20 protein-coding genes are annotated in these 23,015 nt (G+C 47.1%); 4 read left to right on the top strand and 16 right to left on the bottom strand.

What is annotated here, in order from left to right; all coding sequences use genetic code 11:
• Nucleotides 1–17 precede the first annotated feature (17 nt).
• Nucleotides 18–851, top strand: a complete 834-nt coding sequence (gene nadC / locus EA408_04675) for a carboxylating nicotinate-nucleotide diphosphorylase (GenBank protein ID TVR73601.1) — start codon at nucleotides 18–20, stop codon at nucleotides 849–851.
• On the top strand, nucleotides 848–2,413 hold the full coding sequence (nadB, locus tag EA408_04670; protein TVR73600.1) for an L-aspartate oxidase: 1,566 nt from the start codon (nucleotides 848–850) through the stop codon (nucleotides 2,411–2,413). Before nadC ends, nadB begins: the two co-directional genes overlap by 4 nt.
• A 140-nt stretch (nucleotides 2,414–2,553) precedes the next feature.
• Here nadB and ftsZ read toward each other — a convergent pair whose 3' ends face one another.
• The 13 genes from ftsZ to EA408_04605 are packed head-to-tail and all read right to left on the bottom strand — an operon-like array spanning nucleotide 2,554 to nucleotide 17,819.
• Nucleotides 2,554–4,029, bottom strand: coding sequence for a cell division protein FtsZ (ftsZ, locus tag EA408_04665; GenBank protein TVR73599.1), 1,476 nt, complete (start codon nucleotides 4,027–4,029; stop codon nucleotides 2,554–2,556).
• A gap of 21 nt (nucleotides 4,030–4,050) precedes the next feature.
• Nucleotides 4,051–5,370: a cell division protein FtsA gene (gene ftsA, locus EA408_04660; protein ID TVR73598.1), complete on the bottom strand. Its 1,320-nt coding sequence runs from the start codon at nucleotides 5,368–5,370 to the stop codon at nucleotides 4,051–4,053.
• Nucleotides 5,371–5,375: 5 nt separating this feature from the next.
• Entirely contained in the window at nucleotides 5,376–6,167 is a 792-nt protein-coding gene (locus EA408_04655; GenBank protein TVR73597.1) for a hypothetical protein, read from the bottom strand.
• Nucleotides 6,164–7,567: a UDP-N-acetylmuramate--L-alanine ligase gene (locus tag EA408_04650; GenBank protein ID TVR73621.1), complete on the bottom strand. Its 1,404-nt coding sequence runs from the start codon at nucleotides 7,565–7,567 to the stop codon at nucleotides 6,164–6,166. The genes EA408_04655 and EA408_04650 overlap by 4 nt, the downstream gene beginning before the upstream one ends.
• Nucleotides 7,551–8,678 carry an undecaprenyldiphospho-muramoylpentapeptide beta-N-acetylglucosaminyltransferase gene (gene murG, locus EA408_04645; GenBank protein TVR73620.1) on the bottom strand — a complete coding sequence of 376 codons (1,128 nt, stop codon included), beginning with the start codon at nucleotides 8,676–8,678 and terminating at the stop codon, nucleotides 7,551–7,553. Before murG ends, EA408_04650 begins: the two co-directional genes overlap by 17 nt.
• Complete coding sequence (locus EA408_04640) at nucleotides 8,659–9,828, bottom strand: cell division protein FtsW (protein TVR73596.1); 1,170 nt, start codon at nucleotides 9,826–9,828, stop codon at nucleotides 8,659–8,661. Before EA408_04640 ends, murG begins: the two co-directional genes overlap by 20 nt.
• A 7-nt stretch (nucleotides 9,829–9,835) precedes the next feature.
• On the bottom strand, nucleotides 9,836–11,173 hold the full coding sequence (gene murD / locus EA408_04635) for a UDP-N-acetylmuramoyl-L-alanine--D-glutamate ligase (GenBank protein TVR73595.1): 1,338 nt from the start codon (nucleotides 11,171–11,173) through the stop codon (nucleotides 9,836–9,838).
• Between the two features lie 15 nt (nucleotides 11,174–11,188).
• Nucleotides 11,189–12,439, bottom strand: a complete 1,251-nt coding sequence (locus tag EA408_04630) for a phospho-N-acetylmuramoyl-pentapeptide-transferase (GenBank protein ID TVR73594.1) — start codon at nucleotides 12,437–12,439, stop codon at nucleotides 11,189–11,191.
• A complete protein-coding gene (locus EA408_04625) occupies nucleotides 12,439–13,908 on the bottom strand; it encodes a UDP-N-acetylmuramoyl-L-alanyl-D-glutamate--2,6-diaminopimelate ligase (GenBank protein ID TVR73593.1) in 1,470 nt (489 codons plus the stop codon). The genes EA408_04630 and EA408_04625 overlap by 1 nt, the downstream gene beginning before the upstream one ends.
• Nucleotides 13,909–13,924: 16 nt before the next feature.
• Nucleotides 13,925–16,045 (bottom strand): PASTA domain-containing protein, encoded by a 2,121-nt coding sequence (locus EA408_04620; protein ID TVR73592.1) that lies wholly within the window; start codon nucleotides 16,043–16,045, stop codon nucleotides 13,925–13,927.
• Between the two features lie 3 nt (nucleotides 16,046–16,048).
• Nucleotides 16,049–16,450, bottom strand: a complete 402-nt coding sequence (locus EA408_04615; GenBank protein ID TVR73591.1) for a hypothetical protein — start codon at nucleotides 16,448–16,450, stop codon at nucleotides 16,049–16,051.
• Nucleotide 16,451: 1 nt separating this feature from the next.
• Entirely contained in the window at nucleotides 16,452–17,354 is a 903-nt protein-coding gene (rsmH, locus tag EA408_04610) for a 16S rRNA (cytosine(1402)-N(4))-methyltransferase RsmH (protein ID TVR73590.1), read from the bottom strand.
• Between the two features lie 3 nt (nucleotides 17,355–17,357).
• Nucleotides 17,358–17,819 carry a division/cell wall cluster transcriptional repressor MraZ gene (locus EA408_04605; GenBank protein ID TVR73589.1) on the bottom strand — a complete coding sequence of 154 codons (462 nt, stop codon included), beginning with the start codon at nucleotides 17,817–17,819 and terminating at the stop codon, nucleotides 17,358–17,360.
• A 139-nt stretch (nucleotides 17,820–17,958) separates the two neighbouring features.
• Between EA408_04605 and EA408_04600 the strand changes: the two genes are divergently transcribed.
• Together EA408_04600 and EA408_04595 are read left to right on the top strand one after the other, a co-directional pair.
• Nucleotides 17,959–18,795, top strand: a complete 837-nt coding sequence (locus EA408_04600; protein ID TVR73588.1) for a glycerol acyltransferase — start codon at nucleotides 17,959–17,961, stop codon at nucleotides 18,793–18,795.
• Nucleotides 18,796–18,919: 124 nt separating this feature from the next.
• Nucleotides 18,920–19,867 (top strand): GNAT family N-acetyltransferase, encoded by a 948-nt coding sequence (locus EA408_04595; GenBank protein TVR73587.1) that lies wholly within the window; start codon nucleotides 18,920–18,922, stop codon nucleotides 19,865–19,867.
• Nucleotides 19,868–19,954: 87 nt separating this feature from the next.
• On the opposite strand, the gene EA408_04590 is transcribed toward EA408_04595, so the two are convergent.
• From EA408_04590 to EA408_04580, 3 genes are all read right to left on the bottom strand, one after another.
• Nucleotides 19,955–21,856 (bottom strand): amidophosphoribosyltransferase, encoded by a 1,902-nt coding sequence (locus EA408_04590; protein ID TVR73586.1) that lies wholly within the window; start codon nucleotides 21,854–21,856, stop codon nucleotides 19,955–19,957.
• A gap of 37 nt (nucleotides 21,857–21,893) precedes the next feature.
• Nucleotides 21,894–22,334 (bottom strand): SPOR domain-containing protein, encoded by a 441-nt coding sequence (locus EA408_04585; protein ID TVR73585.1) that lies wholly within the window; start codon nucleotides 22,332–22,334, stop codon nucleotides 21,894–21,896.
• 143 nt (nucleotides 22,335–22,477) lie between these two features.
• Complete coding sequence (locus tag EA408_04580; protein ID TVR73584.1) at nucleotides 22,478–22,933, bottom strand: hypothetical protein; 456 nt, start codon at nucleotides 22,931–22,933, stop codon at nucleotides 22,478–22,480.
• Nucleotides 22,934–23,015: the final 82 nt, after the last annotated feature.

Genomic DNA, 23,015 nt, shown 5'->3' with positions numbered 1-23,015 from the left:
ATTATCACCACAGGACCATGTCAGAATTTGCCAATACCGGAATTCTTATCGATATCGCTTTGCAGGAGGACCTTGGCGACAACGGCGATATCACCTCAGGTGCTATATTCGTCGACGAAACAGATGAGTTTGTACTGGTGTCAAAAGATAAAGGGATACTGTGCGGACTGGACCTTTTTGCACAGGTGATTAACAGGGTGGATAAGAATATTACGATTGCCCGCTATTTCAGCGACGGTGACCCCATTGGCCCCGGAAACGTCGTTGCAGGATTGCAGGGCAGCGTACGCTCAATTCTCAAGGCCGAGCGTACAGCCATAAACTTTGTATCCCTGCTATCGGCAACAGCAACCAGCACATCTGAATTTGTGAGAGAGACAGGAGGCAGGGCGGTTATACTTGATACACGGAAGACGATACCCGGGTTCAGGGAGCTGCAGAAATACGCAGTTCGCTGCGGCGGGGGCAGCAACCACCGTATGGGCCTTTACGATATGGTAATGATAAAGGACAACCACATTGACGCCGCCGGAGGAATAAGAGATGCGGTCAGCAAGGCCAGGGAAAAATGGGGAAGCAGGTTCATGATTGAGGTCGAGACCAGGAATCTTGAAGAGGTGAGAGAGGCAATTGAATGCGGTGTTGACAGGATAATGTTTGATAACATGACCAATGCAATGATGAAGGAAGCGGTGAAGCTAACCGGCGGCAGATGTGAAACAGAAGCTTCGGGGAATATGACTCCCGGCAAGGTTCCTGCGGCAGCTTCAACGGGTGTTACCTTCATCTCGGCCGGAACCATCACTTCATCGGTAAAAGCCTTCGATTTCAGCTTAAAGAAGAAACCATGAGACACCATTATGATGCCGTTGTGGTAGGATCGGGTATGGCAGGACTTACCTGTGCTATATATCTCAGGAAAGCAGGTTTGAATGTGCTTGTCATGACAAAGGAGGAGAGGCTCAGCGAAACCAACACGTACTATGCACAAGGGGGAATAATTGCATCATGCGATGATGATTCAGCCGCACTGTTAAGGAGCGACCTCCTGAGGGCAGGAGCCGGCTACAACAACCTTGAGGCTGTCGACTTCTTCGTCAGGAACGGCCCGCCCCTGGTTTTTGAGTTCCTGATCGGTGAGGTGGGAATTCAGTTCAGCAGATCGGAAGAGGGAAAGATCGATTATACCGAAGAAGCAGCCCACAGTAAAAGACGAATTGTCCATTATGAAGATCATACCGGCGATAAGATAGAGGACTCACTTATAACTCATGCAGGCAAAACCGGCGTAAAATTCCTTAAAGGCTATACAGCCATAGACCTGATATCCAACAACCATCACTCACGGGATCCGCAGGAGCTTTACCGCGAAGGAGAAGTCATGGGGGTCTATGCGTTGAATAACAAAACCGGTCAGACCGAAACATTTTTTGCCGAAAATGTTATCCTCGCTACCGGTGGTACCGGCAACCTTTATTACCATACGACAAATCCGGTCGCTGCAACCGGCGACGGCACAAGCATGGCATACCGGGCAGGAGCCGATATCATAAATGCAGAGTTTGTGCAGTTTCACCCAACATGCCTGTTTCACAAGGATATAAAAAGGTTTCTGATATCGGAGTCCCTCAGGGGTGAAGGCGGCAGGCTAAAGGATCATTCAGGCAAAGAGTTCATGAAGTCTTATTCGGATATGGGAGACCTCGCACCACGTGATGTGGTTTCGAGAGCCGTTTATGACATGATATGCAAAACCGGGAAGGAGTATATGCTCCTTGATATCGCCGGCTATTACAACGGAAGCATCCCTCTCGAAAAACGGTTCTCAAAGATCTATTCGACATGCCTGAAAGGAGGCATAGACATAACAAAGGAGCCCATCCCGATAACACCCGCGGCACACTACTTCTGCGGCGGGATTAAGACCAATAATGCCGGAAAGACATCACTCAGGAACCTCTGGGCAGTGGGTGAAGTTACCTGTACGGGACTGCATGGAGCCAACAGGCTTGCCTCTGCATCGCTGCTTGAGGGACTTCTGTGGGGAAAATCCACTGCAGAGGCTATTTCGGCAGGACGCGGTAAAATAGACAAAAAAAGATTTGACAATATACCCGACTGGGAGAATCCACCCAATGCAGAGGAGTTCGATCCCCTTCTCATAGACCAGGATATGAGAGCCATCCAGCTTACCATGTGGAATTATGCCGGGATCATAAGGACTGTACGGGGACTCTCACGGGCCGAGGCCGACCTTGAATATTATGCCCATCGCATAATGAAGTTCTATAAAAGTGCGAAGATAAACAGGCAGATAATTGAGTTGCGCAATGCCGTTGTCAGCTCCCAGCTGATAGTGTCGGCAGCATTGCGCAATACCCGTTCGGTGGGCTGTCATTATATAAAGAGGTAGATCTGCAACATCTTGCCCCACAGCCGGCATTATCCCGAGGATATTGCTTTCAGCAATCGCCGGGTAATGATCTTAGCAATTACAGGGTAATAACCTCATCAACTGCATGTTTACGCCCTCAGTTATTACCCGGCCTGCCGTTAATCAACGTTGTCATGCAGGTAGCCGTTGTCGGCACGGAATTTCGGTCCGTTTTCCCCATCCTCGGAAAGTGTATACCGGCTTACAGGATTGCCGGAAGAACGCTTCGAAAAGTTCAGACTGATCTTTTTCCTTTCAAATGCCGGCTGCCGCTCAAGCTCTTCTATCTCCTCCTTTTCATTTACATTCAAATAGTTTTTCTCCTTAAGCCGGCTGCCAGCCTCTTTTAGCCTTGAAGCCCTGTCTCCGGTCCTCATCCCTGAAAGACCTGACAGATCATCTGCCGCATGACCTTCATCATCGGCCGCCCCCGGATCCTTAACGGAGCCTTTTATATCGAACTCAATGGTCCTCTGCAATTTATCAAACTCAAATGAATTGGGAGATTTCCTGCTCTTTTCCTTAACAGTGAAACCGCCTACTACAGCACCTTTGTCGGGCGATGGAAAGTCGGCCAGTTTGAGCTTTTCCACCCCCCTGTCCCTCGAATAAAGCTCGGGTATCGAATTGGTTTCAAAACCGGTGGCTATTATGGTGACCGATATCTTTTGCCCAAGTGATGCCTCAGAGCAGGTGCCCCAGATAATATTGGTGCTTGCCTCGGTCTCGGCAGTAACGAAATCGGTGATCTCGCCTACTTCATCCATACTTACTTCATCAGTTCCCGATGTAATATTAAGCAATATGTTGCTTGCACCACGTATATCATTGTTATTGAGAAGAGGCGAGGATATGGCTGCCTGGATCGCCTTGATGGCGCGCCCTTCTCCCTCGGCTGTTCCAGAGCCGAGTATAGCGACACCGCTGTTTAACATTACCGTCTGAACATCCGCAAAATCGACGTTCACATGCCCATGAACGGTTATTATTTCGGCAATTCCCTTGGCAGCACCTGTCAGCACATCGTCGGCACGTGAAAAAGCTTCACTGATCTTCAGATCCCCGTATATCTCACGAAGTTTCTCATTGTTTATGACAAGAAGAGAATCTACATGTGACCTGAGTTCGTTTATACCGTCTATTGCCTGGTTTATCCTTACTTTGCCCTCGAACCTGAACGGGATGGTAACAATCGCAACTGTAAGAAGACCCATCTCTTTGGCTGCCCTTGCAATCACAGGCGCTGCTCCGGTACCTGTTCCACCTCCCATACCTGCAGTGATGAAGACCATTTTTGTGTTTCCTGAAAGGGCTTCAATCACATCATCCAGGTTCTCGATGGCTGCCTGTTTACCTATCTCAGGTTTGTTGCCTGCTCCACGGCCCTCTGTAAGTGATTCGCCAAGCTGTATCCTGATTGGAACCTCACTGTTCTGCAAAGCCTGGGAATCGGTGTTACATACAACAAAATTAACATCCTTGATCCCCATCCTGAACATATGGTTAACAGCGTTACTGCCACCACCACCTACCCCGACCACCTTTATAATGGAAGAGTGCTCGACCGGCAGGTCAAAATTGATTATTTCCGACATATCTATAATATTTAGTAGTTATCACATCTTTATATCGTCTTCCTCAAATATCTTTGTAATAGTCGATTTGAGCTGATCAATAAGGTTATGCTTGATCCTGGCCTGCTTCTTTTCCGAAACCCGGCCCGCCTCAGGTATTTCGGCCGCTTCTTCGGTGCCGTAAACCACCTCTTCGCCTTCAATTCCAATATGCTCATAAGCCTTAAGGATCAGGCCAACTGCCGTAGAGTACATCGGGTGATTTATCTCGTCATCAGGATCGCCTGCAAGATGTTCATTAGGAGATCCGATCCTGACATCAAGTCCGGTCCGGAACTTGACAAGCTGTGATAAATGAGTAAGCAGCGCCCCTCCGCCTGTCAGCACAATACCGGCACTGAGCTGGTCGAAAAATCCGGAATTCTCGATTTCAAACGAGGCAGCGTCAATTATCTCCTCCATCCTGCTCTGAATTATATAGGCAAGATTCTTGAAGGATATCTCTTTCGGTTCGCGGCCGCTGATACCTGGTATGGTTACCAGCTTGTCATCGGGGGCTATATCACCAAGTGCCGATCCGAACTGGATCTTCAGCAGTTCTGCCTGCCGCATCAGTATGGAGCAACCCTGCTTAATATCTTCGGTAACCACGTTGCCTCCGAAAGGGATCACTGCCGTGTGCCTGATTATCCCGTCATAGTAAACTGCCAGGTCAGTTGTCCCCCCGCCTATATCAATGAGGGCAACACCCGCCTCCTTTTCATCTTCCGTAAGCACAGCCTCGGCCGAAGCGAGCGGTTCGAGGATCAGCTCCCTGACCTTAAGGCCCACCCGGCTGACACATTTTTCAATGTTCCGGGCAGATGAAAGCTGGCCTATAACAATATTGAAATTCGCCTCAAGGCGTTTACCGGTCATGCCCACAGGGTTCTTTATGTCATGCTCATTATCGACAATAAAGCTCTGCGGCAGCACATGGATTATCTCCTCACCCACATCGATGGGAATCTTAAACATGTCATCAACAAGGGCATGGATGTCCTCCCGGGTTATCTCCTGATCATATGAATCTCTGTTGATATAACCGCGGTTCCTGATACTTTTGACATGCTGTCCAGCTATACCTACAAATACCTCCGAAACAGCGATGCCTGTCTGCTGCTTCACCTCGTCGACGGTTTTTTTGATGGCATTAACCGTGTCTTCAATATTCAGAACCGTTCCCCGCTTGACACCACGGGACTCAGCCTTGCTGAAGCCCAGTATGTCAAGTTTGTTCTTATCGTTTATCCTGCCAATAATCGAAACAATTTTCGTTGTCCCGATATCAATGGCCGCTATTACATTTTTCTCTTTGCCCATAATTATTATCTTTTAGTGCAAACTACCTGGTTTTCATATTTTAGGTTTATTATTTCATATTTGTTCCAGCCCTCATTGTTCAGCCCGTAAAAGTACAGAGCCTCGAGTTTTCTGAACTTCTTTTCATACCCGGAGGCATCTCCAAGAATGATAACATGGGCCCCAACCCTGGGTATCAGCTCGTACTCGTAATTGTTGTTAACATATATCTGCGATATCTGTGCACTCCATAGCCCTGAACCGGCTATGAACATTGCCAGCTCGTAGAGGTCATTTATTACCCGGTCCCTTTTTGAATCATTTTCCCCGCTATCGAAAACCGTTCTGGTGCTCCCTGCTATGAACGGCTCAGATATATTACCGTTGGCAACAAGTGTCCGGCTGGTGAATTTCTCTGACAGCGGCAGGATAAAACCCTCTTCATCTATATAATAGCTTTCTCCGTGACGGTTTATCACCCTTAGTACCGGTCGTCGCTGGGCAATATCGGCATTAAGGGCTCCGTTAACTGTTTTATAAATTTTCGCTTTTTTGATAAAAGGCTCTGTTCTGAGCATCTCCTCAAGTTTACGGGTATTGATCCTGTTAATTGGATATCCCAGCAGGTCTGCATCACTGCTCAGCAGCATATCCATTACATCTGCCTGTGATACAAACCTGTTATTCAGACTGTCAATTATGGTAATATTGATCATCTCGCAAATTTTATCCTCCAGTCTTCCGGACACAAATCCCGAAACAACTGCCATATAGGCAGCTATAACAATCCAGTAGGTTATTATCCATATCTTCCTCATCTCAGCCTGGTTTTTGACAGTAACACCTTTTCAACAGGCTCCACCATTGCATCTATGTTACCTGCACCCATTGTTATGACAACATCAGTTGCCATACCGCCCAAAACCTTCGGCAGCTCCTCTCTTTGGCACATCATCCGGCTTTTAAGTTTTACCTTTTCAAATATCAGTTCAGATGTTACTCCTTTCAAAGGTTTTTCGCGGGCAGGGTAAATATCAAGCAATATCAGGTCGTCCAGTTCATTCAGGCTTCCGGCAAACCCGTCTGCAAAATCCCGGGTTCGCGAATAAAGGTGAGGCTGGAAAATTCCTGTTATTCTTCTCCCGCCAAATATCTCCCTTACCGCCGAAATACATGCCGACAGTTCAGCCGGATGATGGGCATAGTCATCGATCAGAACACATCCGGGTTTGTTTATTCTTATATCAAACCTTCTGTAAATGCCGCTGAAGCTAATGAGTCCTTTCCTGACAGCAGTTTCATCCAAGCCACAGAGCATGGCAACGGCGGCTGCTGCAACAGCATTCTCCACATTGAAGCGGCCGGGAATGCCAAGCTCCATATCGCGGTAAATGACATTGGGGGTTACCAGGTCAAATACAGCTAATCCGTTCTTGCTTATCTTCAAATTTTGGGCATAATAATCGGCAGGATTTCCGGCCGAATAGGATAAATGCCTGATATTCCCGCTATTTTCAACACCTGGATCAACACCTTCCTTGTACAACAAGATTCCACCCTGCCTGACCTGACCGGCAAAAGCGGAAAATGCACAGGCCATCTCATCATAACTGCCATAAATATCAAGGTGATCAGGATCCATAGAGGTGATCACCGCAACCGTTGGGAAAAGCTGCAGGAATGACCTGTCATATTCATCAGCCTCAACAACAAACAGGTCACTCTTCCCGGAAACCAGGAGGTTGCTGTTGAAATTCTTTGCTATACCACCAATAAAAGCATTGCATCCGTCCGGCAGCTCCCTTAGCAGATGAGCTGCCAGCGAAGAAACAGAGGTCTTGCCATGTGTCCCGGCAACTGCTATTCCCCTGCCCCTGTTTACAAGTTCACCCAACAGCCTTGACCTTTTGACCATGCTGTAGCCATTGTCCCTGAACCACCGGAGTATATTATTTGTTTCGGGAACGGCAGGCGTATAAACTACAACCATATCTTCCGCCGGACCCCTATCTGTAAAATCCCGGGGAATTTCGCCCGGATCGTCACTGTATGTAATCTCAATCCCCTCTTGTTCAAGTTTACGGGTCAAAGCTGTTTCAGTCAGATCATATCCGGCCACCCTTCCACCAAGGTAATTGAAATACCTCGCCAGGGCAGACATACCGATGCCGCCTGCACCAACAAAATATACCATATTTAATTTACCTGTATCCAGCATCCTGTTCCTTAACAAGTTTGAGTACCTCTTCAGCTATGTTCCGGGCAGCATCAGGCCGGGCCAGCGCCGATATGTTTATACTGAGCCTTTTAAGCCTTTTATTGTCGTTTAAAAGACCTACGGCCTCAGGTACAAGTTGTTTGACAGCATCTCTGTCGGGTATCACAATCGCTGCATCCTTTTCAGCAAGGGTCATGGCATTTTTGGTCTGATGATCCTCGGCAACATTTGGAGAAGGCACAAGTACAGCCGGTTTCCCTGCCACACACAGTTCGCTTAGTGTAACGGCACCGGCCCTGGCAATAACAGCGTCAGCCAATGCATAGGCGAGATCCATCTCCCTTATGAACTCAAAAACAAAGAATTTCCCGAGACCGTTTTTTTCTACAAGATTAACTGCATCGGCATAACCCGTCTTGCCGGTCTGCCAGATCAGCTCAATATCATTATCCCTTATCAAACCGAAGTTTTCAATTATACTGCGGTTTATGCTGCCTGCCCCGAGACTTCCGCCGGTAACCAGCAAAACTTTTCCTTTGCCGCAGACACCCAAACGGGCGGCAGCCTCAATGCGCCTGGCTGACGAACCCTGTAATCCCCGGCGGACAGGATTGCCTGTCAGCACTATCTTGTCAGCCTGAAAATACCTTTCCATGCCCTCCCACGCAACACAGATACTATTTGCATGTTTGCCAAGCATCCTGTTGGTAACCCCTGCAAAGGAGTTCTGTTCCTGTATCAGCAAGGGGATCCCTTTCGATGCCGCTGCACGGGCAACCGGACCACTGGCATAACCGCCTACACCGACAACAACATCAGGCCTGAACCGGTTGAGTATTTTGTGGGACCTGACCATACTTGCAAGAAGATTAAAGAAGAATAAGATGTTCTTCACTGTCACCCTTCTCTGGAAGCCTGTAACGGGCAGTCCGACAATAGAATATCCTGCGGCAGGGACCCTTTCCATCTCCATTTTATGCCTTGCCCCGACAAACAGTATATCTGCACTCCCGTCGATCTCCTTAAGCGCATCAGCTATGGCAATTGCAGGGAAAACGTGCCCCCCCGTACCTCCGCCACTTAGCAATATTTTAAGCCTCCTTCCCGTCATCTTCATCTGTTTCTGCTTCGTTATTTTCGTTTTTGGTAACCCCGTGGCTGACACTAATTATTATACCAAGCGCTATACTGGTAAACACGAGGGATGACCCCCCCATACTTACAAGCGGCAACGGCTGTCCGGTAACCGGAAGCAGGTTGACCACCACCGCCATATTTATCATTGCCTGGATCACTATGCTCAAAGCCAGGCCAATCGCAAGAAATGCCGGAAACGTTCGCTGACTCCTTTTTACGATCAGTCCGGCCCGGTAAAGCAGCCACAGGTAAAAGAACATAACTATAATACCACCAATCAGTCCGTATTCCTCTATTATTATTGCATAAATGAAGTCCGAATAAGGATGCGGCAGGAAGTTACGCTGTGAGCTGTTGCCCGGGCCCTTTCCCAGCATCCCGCCAGTGGCAATTGCTATCTTTGATTGCTCAACCTGGTAGTTGTTGTCGCCCGACTTTGTAACGAAACTGTCGATCCGGTTACGCCATGTACCCAGCCTTCCCTCCGACTGGCTGTACATTGCAATTGCGACAAACAGCGATAAAAAAACGATACCTGCTCCGATCAACCCGAAAAGATACCTTGTCCTCACCCTGCCTATGAACATAAGAATAATGCAGGTAGCAAAGAGAATAAATGCAGTTGACAGATTGGCAGGCATAATCAGCGCACAAATAATAAGCACCGGAAGAAGCAGATGGATAAATGAATTACGGTATTCTTTTATCTCATGCTGTGTGCGTGAAAGAACCCTCGCCAGATACATGATCAGCGCCAGTTTTGCGAAATCACTCGTTTGTATTGTAAATCCAAGCCCCGGCAGGGTTAGCCAACGTGATGCCTGATTAATTGTGGTTCCCATCACCAGGGTCAGCACCAGCAACAGGACCGATGCATAAAGAAATAGCTGCGACAACCGTGAATAAAACTTGTACGGGACCATGTGCGTGATAAATATCATGGCAAGCCCTACCAGCATAATAGTGAAATGCTTCAGGATATAATAGGCGGTATTGCCACCCTGGGCACGGTATGCCAGGGTGCCCGTCGAGCTGTATACCGCAAGCAGCGAGACAATCGACAAAAAGATGATAAGCGCCCATATCACCTTGTCTCCCTTAAGATATCTGAATATTCCGGTCATAATCAGTTCAGAGGTTCTTTACACAACTTTTAAACTGGCGACCCCGGTCCTCGAAATTATCAAACAGGTCGAAACTGGCACATGCCGGTGAAAGCAACACTGTATCGCCATTTTTGGCCAGGTAGTAGGCCGAACGGACTGCTTCTTCCATGGATGCAGCCTCCACCACTGTCGGGACAACATCCCTGAACGTGTCCAGCAGCCTGGTGTTATCCCTCCCAAGGCATATCAGGGCGCGAACCTTATCTCCCGCAAGACCTGTCAGCTGCGAATAATCATTCCCCTTGTCAATCCCGCCGGCGATCCACACAACCTTTCTGGTCATACTCTCCAGTGCATACCAGGTTGAATTTACATTGGTAGCCTTGGAATCGTTTACAAAGTCGATCCCGTGGACTTTCAATACCGGTTCAAGCCTGTGCTCGATACCCTGAAAATCCGACAAACTGTCCCGTATCACCTCCTTCCTGATACGCAGCAACTGACCAGCTATTCCTGCAGCCATAGAGTTGTAGATATTATGCCTGCCTTTTAAAGATAATTCTTCCAGTGTCATCTCAATAGTATTGTTAGGTGTTGAAATGATCAACCTGCCGTTCTCAATGAAAGCGGACTGACCTTCCTTTTTATCGATTGAAAATGAATACTTTTTTGCAACAATGTTACGCCTGGTGATTTCTCCGGCAGTTACGGCATCATCACTGCACCAGACAAATGCATCCTCTCTGTCCTGGTTTTCGGTTATCATGAACTTGGCGCCGGCATATCTCCCGAGATCATTATCATACCGGTCCATATGGTCGGGGGTTATATTGAGGATCACTGCTATGTCGGGTCTGAAGCAGGTAATTCCCTCGAGCTGGAAGCTGCTGAGTTCAATAACCCAGACTTCATGATCTTGCTCTGCTACCATCCGCGCAAAACTTTTGCCAATATTTCCGGCAAGCCCTGCCTTCATGCCACCCTTATGAAGCATATGGTACAGCAGCGACGCGGTTGTTGTCTTGCCGTTACTGCCGGTTATCCCTACCTTGACTGCCTCTGTATACCTTGAAGCAAACTCTATCTCTGAAATTACCGGTATCCCCCTCTTTCTGGCACTGATAACAAAAGGGGAAGATAAAGGGATGCCCGGACTTATGATAAGCTCACCGGCGCCTGCAATAATTTCCTCACTATGCCTGCCTTCTTCCCACTCAACACCAAGATCCTCAAGTTCTTTCCTGTAGGGCGGCTTAATTGTTCCTGAATCAGAAACAAAAACATCAAAGCCTTTCCTGCAGGCCAGCACAGCAGCTCCTGTTCCGCTCTCTCCTCCACCAAGTATGACAATCCTTCTACTCATCAGTCAATATTTACCCTACCTTATCTTAAGTGTTACAACCGATATAACCGCCAGCAATATCCCGACAATAAGAAACCTCATGACTATCTTAGGTTCGGGATATCCTTTCAGCTGATAATGATGATGAAGCGGCGCCATCCTGAACACCCGCCTGCCTTCACCATATTTCCCTTTGGTGTATTTGAACCAGCTTACCTGAATAATTACTGAAAGGCTCTCCACAAAGAATATCCCGCAAAGGACAGGAATAAGAAGCTCCTTGCGTATCAGTATCGCAAAAACGGCAATGATACCCCCTATCGACAGGCTGCCGGTATCTCCCATAAAGACCTGCGCCGGAAAAGAATTATACCACAAAAAGCCAACGGTGGCCCCCACAAACGCAGCCATATATATGACCATTTCCCCGGTAAAAGGGATGTACATAATATTCAGGTAATCTGAATAGATTATGTTGCCCGAAAGGTAGGCGAGAATGCCCAGCGTAGTCCCGATTATTGCAGAAAGCCCCGTTGCCAGTCCGTCCAGTCCGTCAGTCACATTGGCCCCATTAGACACCGCAGTTACTATCAGTATTATACAAGGGATAAAAATCAGCCAGCTCCATTTTGCAGCCCTATCACCAAGGAACCATAGCAGGTATGCATAATCAAATTCATTTTGTTTCAGGAAGGGAATGGTGGTCTTGGTATTCTTAACATCGGTGGTAACAAATCCGTGCGGCCTTGGAGGCATTCCAGTTTCCTCCACGGCTTCGACCCTTGGCTCCAGATCCGGCTTAAGCACCTTCTCCCTTACAATTATGTCTTCGTTAATAAGCATTGTCACACCTATTATCAAACCAAGCACCACCTGCCCAAGTATCTTTACCCTTCCGCTCAGTCCGGCCTTGTCCTTTTTGAAAACCTTGATATAATCATCGGCAAAGCCAACCATACCAAGCCATACGGTGGTAAAAAGCATCAGTATGATATATATGTTCTGCAGGTTCCCGAAAAGAAGAGTGGGTACTATGATTGACAGCAGGATTATCAGTCCGCCCATCGTCGGGGTGCCCTTTTTCTCCAGCTGCCCATCAATGCCCAGGTCGCGCACTGTTTCACCTATCTGCTTCTTACGCAAAACTTCTATTATCTTTCTGCCGAAAAGCAGTGATATGACCAGTGAGAGGATACTCGCCATCGATGCCCGGAATGAGATATAATAGAACACACCCGCACCGGGAAAATCTATATCCTGCAACCAGTCAAAAAGATAGTATAGCATTATCCCGTTGTTTTATTAAGGTTAAACGCCGACCTGACAACTTCCCTGTCGTCAAAATGGTGTCTCACTCCTGCGATCTCCTGGTATGTTTCATGGCCCTTGCCGGCAACAAGTACAAAATCACCCTTTCCGGCAATTGAGCAGGCTGCCCTTATAGCCTCTTTCCTGTTGCTGATACACAGAACCCTGTTTCTATCCCCTTCCTTAATGCCTGTAAGCATCTCATTTATTATTGCATCCGGATCTTCAGTACGAGGATTATCTGATGTGAGAATGACCTTGCTACTGTTTGCGGCTGCAATAGCTGCCATTACCGGCCTCTTCCCCCTGTCCCTGTCCCCGCCGGCCCCGGTCACAGTTATGAGCCGGGACCTGCCTGCAAGCATCTGCTTTATGGCCCTGACTACATTCTCAAGCGCATCGGGTGTATGGGCATAATCGACAATTACCGTTATGCCATCAGCCGATCTTATGGTCTCAAACCTGCCCTCAACCGGGGTAAGCGTGCTGATAACCCTCAGTACCTCGCCGGCATCGGCTCCCAGAAGGACGCCACAGGCAAATACGGCCAGTATATTGGATGCATTGAATTCTCCAATAAAACTGACCCATACCTGGCTGCCATTAATATCAAGCAGCATCCCGGCCTGATCCTTCTCAACTATACTGCCCCTGAAATCAGCCATTGATTTCATTCCAAAGCTTTTTACCCTGGCCACGGTATTTTGTACCATGAACCCCGAGTTCCGGTCATCTTTGTTAACCAGTGCAAAAGCACCACTCTGAAGTCTGTCGAAGAACTGCTTTTTCGCCTTCAGATACTCATTATATGATCCGTGGTAATCAAGGTGATCATGGCTGATATTGGTGAAAATACCGCCTGCAAAATGAAGTCCCCTTATCCGCTGCTGCACAATGGCGTGGCTGCTGACCTCCATAAAACAGTATTCACATCCGGCCTTTTCCATATCGCTTAAAAGACGGTTAATCGTTACCGGGTCGGGAGTCGTATGGGTAGCGTGGATTTTTTCCTCACCAACAATATATCCGACAGTAGATATCAGCCCGGCCCTGCTCCCCATTGCAGTGAACAGCCTGAACAGGAGGGTGGCGGTAGTTGTTTTCCCGTTCGTTCCTGTAACTCCTGTCAGTTTTATCCTGCGCGAAGGATGATCAAACAGGGCTGAGGCCATAATACCCAGAGCAGATGCACTGTCGGCTACCTGCACATAACAGACTTCTTTCCTGAGTTCAGCAGGCATCGTCTCACAAATAACAGCAGCAGCGCCCTTTGACACGGCACTTTCAATAAATGAATGCCCGTCATGGCCGGTACCCCTTATAGCAAAAAATATGCTGCCCACTGACACCCTGCGGGAATCAAACTCCAGGCTGCCGGCAGCCAGTCCGCTATCTCCCTTTACACAGATAACATCAACGTCTTCAAGCAGAAATTCAAGCTTTTTCACTATCAGGTACCGTATATTAGTTTATACTCATTTCCAGCACTATCCTCCGGCCGGGTGTTGCAAGCAAACCCGGCAAAAGCGACTGTGAATTGACCTTGCCCCGCCCCCGGGCCTCCACTACCAGTCCCCTGTTCTCAAGCAGGTAGAGGGCATCACTCAGTGTCATATCCACCACGTTCGGAACAAATTCATCAACAATGGTCCTGCCCCTTAATTCAACAAAGGAATCCCTCCTGGTTGTAGTAACCCATTCGGCAGGCTCTCCGTTTTTCAGGGCAGGTATCCCGAAATATGTAAATACAGTCTCAAGATCATTTAAATTGCCTGATTTCGAAAACGGGGGATCGTAATCGACCGAGCTTCTGGCAATCAATGGCTCATGCATGTCAAGGCTGGTAGAATAAACCTTATCGGCGATCTCCCTGAAAACCGGGCCGGCTACCAGGTTTCCGTAATACACATTGTTGGAAGGCGAGTTTACTACCACGATGCATGAGTACCTGGGGTTGTCGGCGGGAAAATATCCTACAAACGAGGCCTGGTGACTCACCCTGGAATCCATTACATATCCGTATTTCTCATTTGCGATCTGTGCCGTACCTGTTTTACCCGCAATCCTGTAGTTAGCATTCCTGAGGTTCATAGCGGTACCCGATTCAACAACTCCTTCAAGCATTTTTCTGGCACTTCGTATCGCCCTGGGTGAACTTATTGACGGATTGATTACCCTTGTGGGAAAAACCTCAACTGTATTCCCATGATACCTGAGTTCACTCACAAATTTTGGCCTGACCATCCTGCCGTCATTGGCTATTGCATTGTAAAAGGTCAGAATCTGCAAGGGTGTCATCCTGATCTCGTAACCTATTGACATCATTGGTAATGATATACCCGACCATAACCTGTCACCCGGATGCTTGATCTCAGGCCTGCCCTCACCCCGTATCTCCACACCCGTTTTCTGGTTAAGGTTCATCCGGTAGAGCTTGTTAATGAATTCCTGTTCCCTGCCTCTGTAAAAACGGTCTATGAGCTTAGCCACGCCAACGTTTGATGAGAGCTCAAATACCTCCTGCACGGTTATTCTGCCATGGCCACCCCGCCTTGAATCGGCAATTCTCTGATCATAAAAATAAATCTCTCCCGATCTGGTATCTATACTGTCTTCAAGCTTTATATACCCGTCTTCAAGCGCCACAAGCAGAGACATGAGTTTAAATGTGGATCCCGGTTCCGTACTCTCACCAAGCGCATAGTTATAAGTTTCCGAATAACCTCCCCGGCTGTTCCTCTCGAGATTGGCAATGGCCTTTATCTCACCTGTCTGCACCTCCATCAGGATAGCTGTACCGTGATTTGCCCTGTGTGCTGACAGTTGCCTCAGCAGTGCATTCGTAGCAACATCCTGGATATCTATGTCTATAGTCGTTACAACATCCAGACCATCGCGCGGTTCAACTTCATTCCTGTCATTAAGAGGCATCCAGGCATTGCCCGATATCCTCTGCATAAGCTTAAGACCTTCCACTCCACTGAGCTGAATATCATATGCACCTTCAATACCGACTATATTGCCCGATTCGCCTTTTGTGGTATACCCTATTGTTCTTGATGCAAGGTTCCCGTGCGGCTGAAATCGCTGATTGTCCTGGATAACGATTAATCCGCCGGTATTCTGGCCCAGCCTGAAAAGAGGAAAACGCCTGATCTCCCTGAGCTGATCAAATGATACCCTGCGCCCTATCAGGTGGAATCTTTTCCACTCCTGACGGGCCATGTTAAGTTCAGCCCTCCATGCGGCTGCACTTTTCCCTTCGAACATACCGGCCAGGGCAAGACAAAGAGAATCAATATTCTCATTGAAGATCCTGTCAGTCAGGCCGGCAGCCCTCAGATCCATCCTTACCTCATAGTAGGGCATTGAAGTTGCAAGCAGACGGCTGCCGGAAGCATAGATGTCACCCCTGTTGGGCTCAATCGTTATATCCCTTATCGTCATACGGCTTGCCCTTTCCTGCCACATACTTCCCTCCGCAAATTGTATATACATGGTTTTTCCTGCGATAACAACCGCAAACAGGATAATCCCGAAATAGACCAGAGCCACTCTCCACAATATGTCCTTCTTTACTGACATTCCTTATCTGCGTTTTCGTCCGACCACAATTTTTTTCGGAGGCTCAAGAGATGCCGACAGGTCAAGGTTCCTTTTTTCCAGGAGCTTGAGAACCTCCGACTGCCGGCTCAGATGCATAAGTTCGGCCGATACTGTTATCGCTTCTGCCCTGAGTTCCCTGAGCTCAGACTGAAGCTCACCGCTCCTCCTGACAAGTTTCTCTGCATGATAACGGTTGCCTATATAAAAAATCGCGAGCACAGCCAGGAATATAATGAAGGGTAGCTGTCTCATTACAAAGTCGCGAGTCAGCACACTCCCGTCGATAAAATCCCTTACGGAACCCGCTGCCGGTTCCTTCTTTTTCTCCGGCTTCACATCAATAAACTCCCTGTCTCTTTCATTGTCTTCCATATACTGCTTCATATTAATTGCGTTCGGCAATTCTCAGGCGCGCACTCCTTGCACGGCTGTTGGACCTGATCTCAGCATCACCTGCAACTATGACTTTTCTTGTTACAAGTCTGAAAGGCACCAGGGGATTACCGAAAAAATCCTTGTCAAGGCTGCCTTCCGGCTTTCCGGTGCGCATGAAGTTTTTCACCATCCTGTCCTCCAGTGAATGGTAGGATATCACAACCAGCCTGCCACCACTGTTTAAACTGAGAAGCACCTGTAGAAGCATCTGCCGGAGCACCTCCAGTTCATTGTTAACCTCTATCCTGAGTGCCTGGAAGATCCTTGCAAGGTATTTGCTCTCCTGGCGTTGCGGGGCAAAACCCGAGACTACCCCGATCAGGCTTTCCATATCCGAATACTTATTATCTTCGCGGTTCTGAACAATTGCCCGGGCTACCCTGTCAGCTCCCGGAACTTCTCCGTAATCCCTCAGGATCCTTTCGATCTCATCCTGGTTATATTCATTCAGGATATCAGCAGCCGTAACCCGGGCATCCCGGTTCATACGCATATCGGGCCTGTTGCCTGACCTGAATGAAAAACCCCTTTCGGGATCATCCAGATGGTGGGAGGAAACGCCAAGGTCGGCCAGTATGCCGTCAACCATGTTTATCTTGTAATACCGCAAAAAATTACTGAAAAACCTGAAGTTGCTCCTGACAAACATAAACCGGCTGTCGGTAATCTTTCGCGAAGCCTCCTCGGCATCGGCGTCCTGATCGAAGGAGATCAGCCTGCCTTTGCCCAGACGTGAGAGAATTTCCCTTGAATGTCCGCCACCGCCGAAAGTAAGATCAACATAAGTGCCTCCCTGACGGATATTGAGTCCGTCAACGCTCTCTTTCAGAAGAACAGGTTTATGGTAAACCATGGCTTATGCACTACTTTCAGATTCACCCATAATTTTTTCTGCAAGCACGGCAAAATCCTCAGCCTCACCCGCCTGTTTAGCATAAAGGTCCTTGCTCCAGATCTCTATCTTGCCGTCCTGTCCGGCAAGCACAGCTTCGCCCTCAATCTCTACCAGGTCCAGAAGCCTTCTCGGTATAAGCAACCTGTTGCTGGCATCAAGTATTACCTCAGCAGTGCCTTTGTAGAAACCCCTCAGAAATTGGCTGTGCTCCCTGTTGTAGGGATTTATTTTAGAACGAATTATCGAGTTTTGCCGGTCCCACTCATCAATTGGAAACAATACAAGACATTGCTCAAATACATCTTTTTTGACCACAAACCTGTCAGTGGCCGCAGGAGGCATTTGTTTCTTAAAGGCTGAAGGCATTATCACCCTGCCCTTTGCATCGACTCTGCAAGTATAATCGCCAATGAAAGTTGCCATACAAATTGCTTTGAATAGGTAAAAATAAACAAAAAATATCCACTTTAACCCACTTTACTCCATTTTTCGCCACTTTGTTGATAACTTTTTTATCAATTCTTGCTATTTTTACATTTATAAAGCACTATTCTCTATACTGATGACAGAAGAGCAAAAAGTACCGGAGCCGGTCAGAATTGATGTTGACGAGATCTTCAGGAACAAGAACCCGCGACTTTACAAATTACTTCCGGGTTTTATACTTGGATATATCAAACGTACAATACATCAGGATCAGATAAATGAGATCCTGGAAACCCACAAAGATAAATACGGCCTTGATTTCATAAGGGTTATCTTTGAACGCATGGGCATAGATTATGATGTAAGGGGAGAGGAGAACATCCCGCGGAGCGGAAGAAACATTTTTGTTTCCAACCACCCGCTCGGGGGACTTGACGGAATGATATTCCTCGACATAATAGGAAAACACCATAAAAAGGTCAAATTCATAGTCAATGACCTGCTTCTTAACCTGCGAAATCTTGAACCGGTATTCGTGCCTGTAAACAAACACGGACGCCAGTCAACCGAATACGCAAAAAAAATTGAAGAGCTGTACAGATCTGATTACCAGGTACTGTATTTCCCGGCAGGGATCTGCTCAAGAAAGCAGGGCAGGATTATAACCGACCTCGAATGGAAAAGGAACTTCATAAAAAAGGCCATTGATCATAAGCGCGATATTGTACCGGTCCACTTTGAAGGTAAAAATTCAAAATTCTTTTACCGTCTTGCCAACATACGCAAAAAACTGGGTATCAGGGCTAACATCGAAATGTTCTACCTTCCTGACGAAATGTTCAGTCAAACCGGCCATAAAATAACTGTTACAATTGGCAACCCGATACCATGGGAAAGATTTGATAAATCCAGGTCTCGTGCGGAGTGGGCGGGGGAAGTAAGAAAAGAGGTCTATCGGCTTGCAGAGGGTTGACCGGTATAAATTATTCGAATGTTTTGCAGCAAGCGTTCGAAAAAAGTATTATTTTAGCAGTCCGGTGCAGGCATTTTTTTTGGTTTACTAAAAAGCCGGGATAATTCTAACCTTTGTTTCTTATATGGAACCTATCATATCTCCGGTAAGTCCCGAAAAGATCGAGCAGGAGTTGACTCCTTCGAAGTTCGTGAGGGAAACAAACAATGCGGGTAACGAACTGTATATAGTCGATCATATCGATTCGCCCAACATTCTGACCGAAATTGGCAGGCTGAGGGAATTGAGCTTCAGGCGGGCCGGAGGTGGTACAGGCAAAAAAACAGACCTTGATGATTTTGACACCTCTGATGAGCCTTACAAGCAATTGATCGTGTGGGACCCAAAACACAGGGAAATACTCGGTGGATACAGGTTCTACATTCCTCCGGCTGACAAGCCGGTGAACAGCGAAAGATTTGCTACCTCCAGGCTCTTCAGGTTTTCCGACAGGTTTGTATCAAACTATCTTCCATACCTTATAGAGCTTGGCCGGTCATTTGTACAACCCGCTTACCAGTCCACTGCCAGGGCAAGAAAAGGGCTTTTTGCACTTGATAACCTGTGGGACGGGCTTGGTGCAATTATGGTTGATAATCCAAAAATGAAATATTTTTTCGGCAAGGTAACCATGTATCGCCGTTTTAACCAGGAAGCAAGAAACCTGATACTCTTTTTCCTGCAAAAATACTTCCCCGACCAGGATGAACTTGTAAGGCCCAAAGATCCCCTGGATCTCAACATGGATATTGCAGCGCTGGAAAGGTTATTGAACGGTAAGGATTATGCAGAAGATTATAAAAAACTCTCCCAGTATGTGAGAAGTCATTCCGAGGTCATTCCTCCCCTTATAAATGCATACATGAACCTCTCCCCGTCAATGAAGGTATTCGGGACAGTAATAAATGAAAACTTTGGAGGCGTTGAAGAAACCGGTATAATGATAACCATGAAAGACCTCTATGAAAAGAAGGTGAACAGGCACGTTTCCACTTACCAGAGAGTCAAATACTTCATATCCAAAAGGCACTGACAAAAAGGAAAACCCCACAACCCATAACTGTAAAGCAGCGCAGCGCCGGAACATATGCCTTCGATCCCGGAAAATATCACTGTATCCTTAGTAAGACCTCTGGTTACGCGACTCTATGTAGTTTATAAAGGAGGTGTTAACCACCTTGTTGCCACCCGGCGTAGGATAGTTGCCGGTAAAATACCAGTCACCCTTGTCATTGGGGCAGGCTTTATGAAGGTTTTCAATTGTCTGGTATACGATCTCAACATCAGCCCTGACATCCTCTGGTTTAAGAAGTTCTGTTATCTTTGAAGATATCTCAGCAGGTGAGAACGGTTTGTATATCTCCTTTACATAATTGACCACCTGCTCCCGGGGAAGATGCTGCTGCTCTTTAGACAAACGGTAGACCTCGTCGATAATACCCTGCCTGCCGGTTTCCTTAAGCATCGAAATTGCAGCATGAAATGCAACAAAATCGGTAAGTTTCGTCATGTCAATGCCGTAACAGTCAGGATATCTTATTTGTGGAGATGAGGATACAATCACTATCTTTCGTGGCCCGAGCCTGTCAAGAATTCTTAAAATACTCTTCCTCAGCGTAGTTCCCCTTACAATGGAATCGTCAATAATAACAAGATTGTCAACACCTTCATTAATTGTCCCGTAGGTTATGTCATAAACATGGCCTGCAAGATCATCCCTTGCTTTTTCCTGGGAAATGAAAGTTCTCAGCTTCACATCCTTTATGGCTATCTTTTCAACCCTGGGCCTGGCAGCTATCAACCCGGTAATCTCTTCCCTGGTAAGCTTGTTCCCCTCACGGGCGATTATCCTGGTCTTCTCCTCCAGCATGTGATTCTCAATCCCTTTTATCATGCCATAGAAGGCCGATTCTGCCGTATTGGGTATATACGAAAACACCGTATTCTCAAGGTCGTTATCTACAGCAGCAAGTATCTGTGGTGTAAGCAACTCCCCCAGTCTCTTCCTTTCCCTGTATATATCGGCATCACTGCCGCGTGAAAAATAGATCCTTTCAAAAGAACAGGCCATTCGCTCCTGCGGCACCCTGATCATCCTGTCAATTATCCTTCCGTCCTTCTTCACCAGCAATGCATGACCGGGACTCAACTCTGTCACCTTCTCCAGCGGGACATTCATCACTGTCTGTATGACAGGCCTTTCAGAAGCGGCAATAACTACTTCATCATCATAATAATAAAAAGCCGGCCTTATACCCCAGGGATCACGTGCAACAAATGTATCCCCGTGGCCGATTATTCCTGCAACCGTGTAGCCGCCGTCCCAGTCCTTGCTTGATTCCTCAAGCACATTGTGCACATCCAGGTTGGTCTCGATAAGCCCGCTGATCTCTCGGTTGGTATACCCCTCATCCTTATATTTCCGGAATAGAAGCTGGTTCTCCTCGTCAAGAAAGTGGCCCACCTTTTCAAGTATTGTAACAGTGTCTGAATAAGCCTTGGGATGCTGCCCGAGATCGATAAGTTTTCTGAATAACTCGTCAGTATTTGTCAGGTTAAAGTTACCGGCAAGGACCAGGTTCCTGGACTTCCAGTTATTTTCACGCATAACCGGGTGAACATGGTCTATAGTGGTATTTCCGAAGGTTCCGTAACGCAGGTGTCCGAGATATATCTCGCCGGCAAAAGGGATATGATCCCTTGCATAGGCGGGATCTTCAAGCAGGGCAGGATCCTTCTCGCCCACCATCATGAAATGTCCGTTTATCTTCGCGAAAACATCATTTATAGGCGACTGTGAATTTGATCTGTGCCTGAAAAGGTATGGCTTCCCTGAGCAAAGGTCAAATTTGATACTCACAACGCCGGCTCCGTCCTGACCCCTGTTGTGCTGCTTTTCCATCAGCAGGTAAAGCTTGTCAAGGCCATACCTCCATGTTCCGTACTTATCCTGGTAGTATTCGAGTGGTTTAAGAAGCCTTATAAGGGCAATACCGCATTCATGCTTGATCTTGTCAGACATCTGTCACTTTTGTTTTGAGCCAAAAAAGAAAATTGTTTCAGTCCAGCGGCGGCAAATTGATACGACTGCTGACAATGAAAGAGTATGGATAATCCTGCCGGATCTTTCTCTGTAACTTAAGCGCCTCACTCCTGGTCCTGAAATCGCCTACATAGACCCTGAAATTGGGAGGATCATAATCAAGGTAGGTCTCAACATCGGAGTATTTATTAAAGAATTCTGCCCTTGCAGTTGTAGCATTCTGACGTGCGCCCCGTCCCGATTGCGAGAAGATCCTGATGCGGTATCCCTGCATACCCTGTATTTCGCTATTGATCCTTATATGGCGGCTGACAAGTTCATCAATCCGCTCATCCTGGTTCAGTATAAGCGTACCCCTGCGGTTGTCTCCGGCCGTCGTTTCGTCAACAGACGCAACCTGCCCGGAAAGGTAAATTCCGGAAACCATAACCATAACAAAAATCAAGCAAATCTTCATAAAACCAGGTTATTAACGATAACAGACACGGATATGCCATCTTTCCAATCTGGCTGCCGTTCGCCACGGTGCAAATTAAACATTTCCAGTTCTAAAAAACAAACGGCAAAATGACCGGGCAGTAAGAAACCGACTCTCCCCGGTCAGTTCATCTGAAGAATTGTCTTTTCTTCAACATATATGCTCCTTGTAAAGGGAAATGACCGGATGCTGATCTCCCCTTTAACCTCAACAGATGCCTGCCTCTCCAGGAAAAAATTAAACATGGACACAGCACCTCTAAGGATATTTTCAAATTCCACCTTTAAAGGGAAAGTATATAGTTCAGACGATCTTGAAGGGATCAGGACATTGTCAACATTCCTGATCTTTCCTAGATACTCATCGTTCATATAAACATCAAGGTCAACATCGATTATCCTGAACCTGAGGACAGAGGGATTTTCAATCGGCATCTTTACCTCAAACTCCACTGAACGGTCGGCAAACCTGTTGATGTTGATATCCTCTATCTCACCAATATCAATACTTTCGGGACCAGCACAGGATACAAGTGCCGAGGCTGTTAAAAGGAGAATCAATCTTGCTATATACCCCATGTAACAATATTAATCTGATAAATGTCAACGAGGTTGTCAAAATACACATTTTTTTTTAATTAAAAGCAAAAAGGCAACCTAA

Source organism: Marinilabiliales bacterium, assembly GCA_007695015.1.
GTDB lineage: Bacteria > Bacteroidota > Bacteroidia > Bacteroidales > PUMT01 > PXAP01.
Note: the sequence above shows the minus strand (reverse complement) of the source record. Positions and strands in the feature narration are given on the sequence as shown.

Coding starts and splice junctions, on each gene's coding strand:
- EA408_04590 (TVR73586.1), bottom strand. CDS start 21,856: ATGTCTGACAAGATCAAGCATGAATGCGGTATTGCCCTTATAAGGCTT.
- EA408_04600 (TVR73588.1), top strand. CDS start 17,959: ATGACAGAAGAGCAAAAAGTACCGGAGCCGGTCAGAATTGATGTTGAC.
- murG (TVR73620.1), bottom strand. CDS start 8,678: ATGACGGGAAGGAGGCTTAAAATATTGCTAAGTGGCGGAGGTACGGGG.
- ftsZ (TVR73599.1), bottom strand. CDS start 4,029: ATGTCGGAAATAATCAATTTTGACCTGCCGGTCGAGCACTCTTCCATT.
- EA408_04595 (TVR73587.1), top strand. CDS start 18,920: ATGGAACCTATCATATCTCCGGTAAGTCCCGAAAAGATCGAGCAGGAG.
- EA408_04655 (TVR73597.1), bottom strand. CDS start 6,167: ATGAGGAAGATATGGATAATAACCTACTGGATTGTTATAGCTGCCTAT.
- EA408_04650 (TVR73621.1), bottom strand. CDS start 7,567: ATGCTGGATACAGGTAAATTAAATATGGTATATTTTGTTGGTGCAGGC.
- rsmH (TVR73590.1), bottom strand. CDS start 17,354: ATGGTTTACCATAAACCTGTTCTTCTGAAAGAGAGCGTTGACGGACTC.
- EA408_04640 (TVR73596.1), bottom strand. CDS start 9,828: ATGACCGGAATATTCAGATATCTTAAGGGAGACAAGGTGATATGGGCG.
- nadB (TVR73600.1), top strand. CDS start 848: ATGAGACACCATTATGATGCCGTTGTGGTAGGATCGGGTATGGCAGGA.
- EA408_04580 (TVR73584.1), bottom strand. CDS start 22,933: ATGGGGTATATAGCAAGATTGATTCTCCTTTTAACAGCCTCGGCACTT.
- EA408_04585 (TVR73585.1), bottom strand. CDS start 22,334: ATGAAGATTTGCTTGATTTTTGTTATGGTTATGGTTTCCGGAATTTAC.
- ftsA (TVR73598.1), bottom strand. CDS start 5,370: ATGGGCAAAGAGAAAAATGTAATAGCGGCCATTGATATCGGGACAACG.
- EA408_04615 (TVR73591.1), bottom strand. CDS start 16,450: ATGAAGCAGTATATGGAAGACAATGAAAGAGACAGGGAGTTTATTGAT.
- EA408_04620 (TVR73592.1), bottom strand. CDS start 16,045: ATGTCAGTAAAGAAGGACATATTGTGGAGAGTGGCTCTGGTCTATTTC.
- EA408_04605 (TVR73589.1), bottom strand. CDS start 17,819: ATGGCAACTTTCATTGGCGATTATACTTGCAGAGTCGATGCAAAGGGC.
- murD (TVR73595.1), bottom strand. CDS start 11,173: ATGAGTAGAAGGATTGTCATACTTGGTGGAGGAGAGAGCGGAACAGGA.
- EA408_04630 (TVR73594.1), bottom strand. CDS start 12,439: ATGCTATACTATCTTTTTGACTGGTTGCAGGATATAGATTTTCCCGGT.
- nadC (TVR73601.1), top strand. CDS start 18: ATGTCAGAATTTGCCAATACCGGAATTCTTATCGATATCGCTTTGCAG.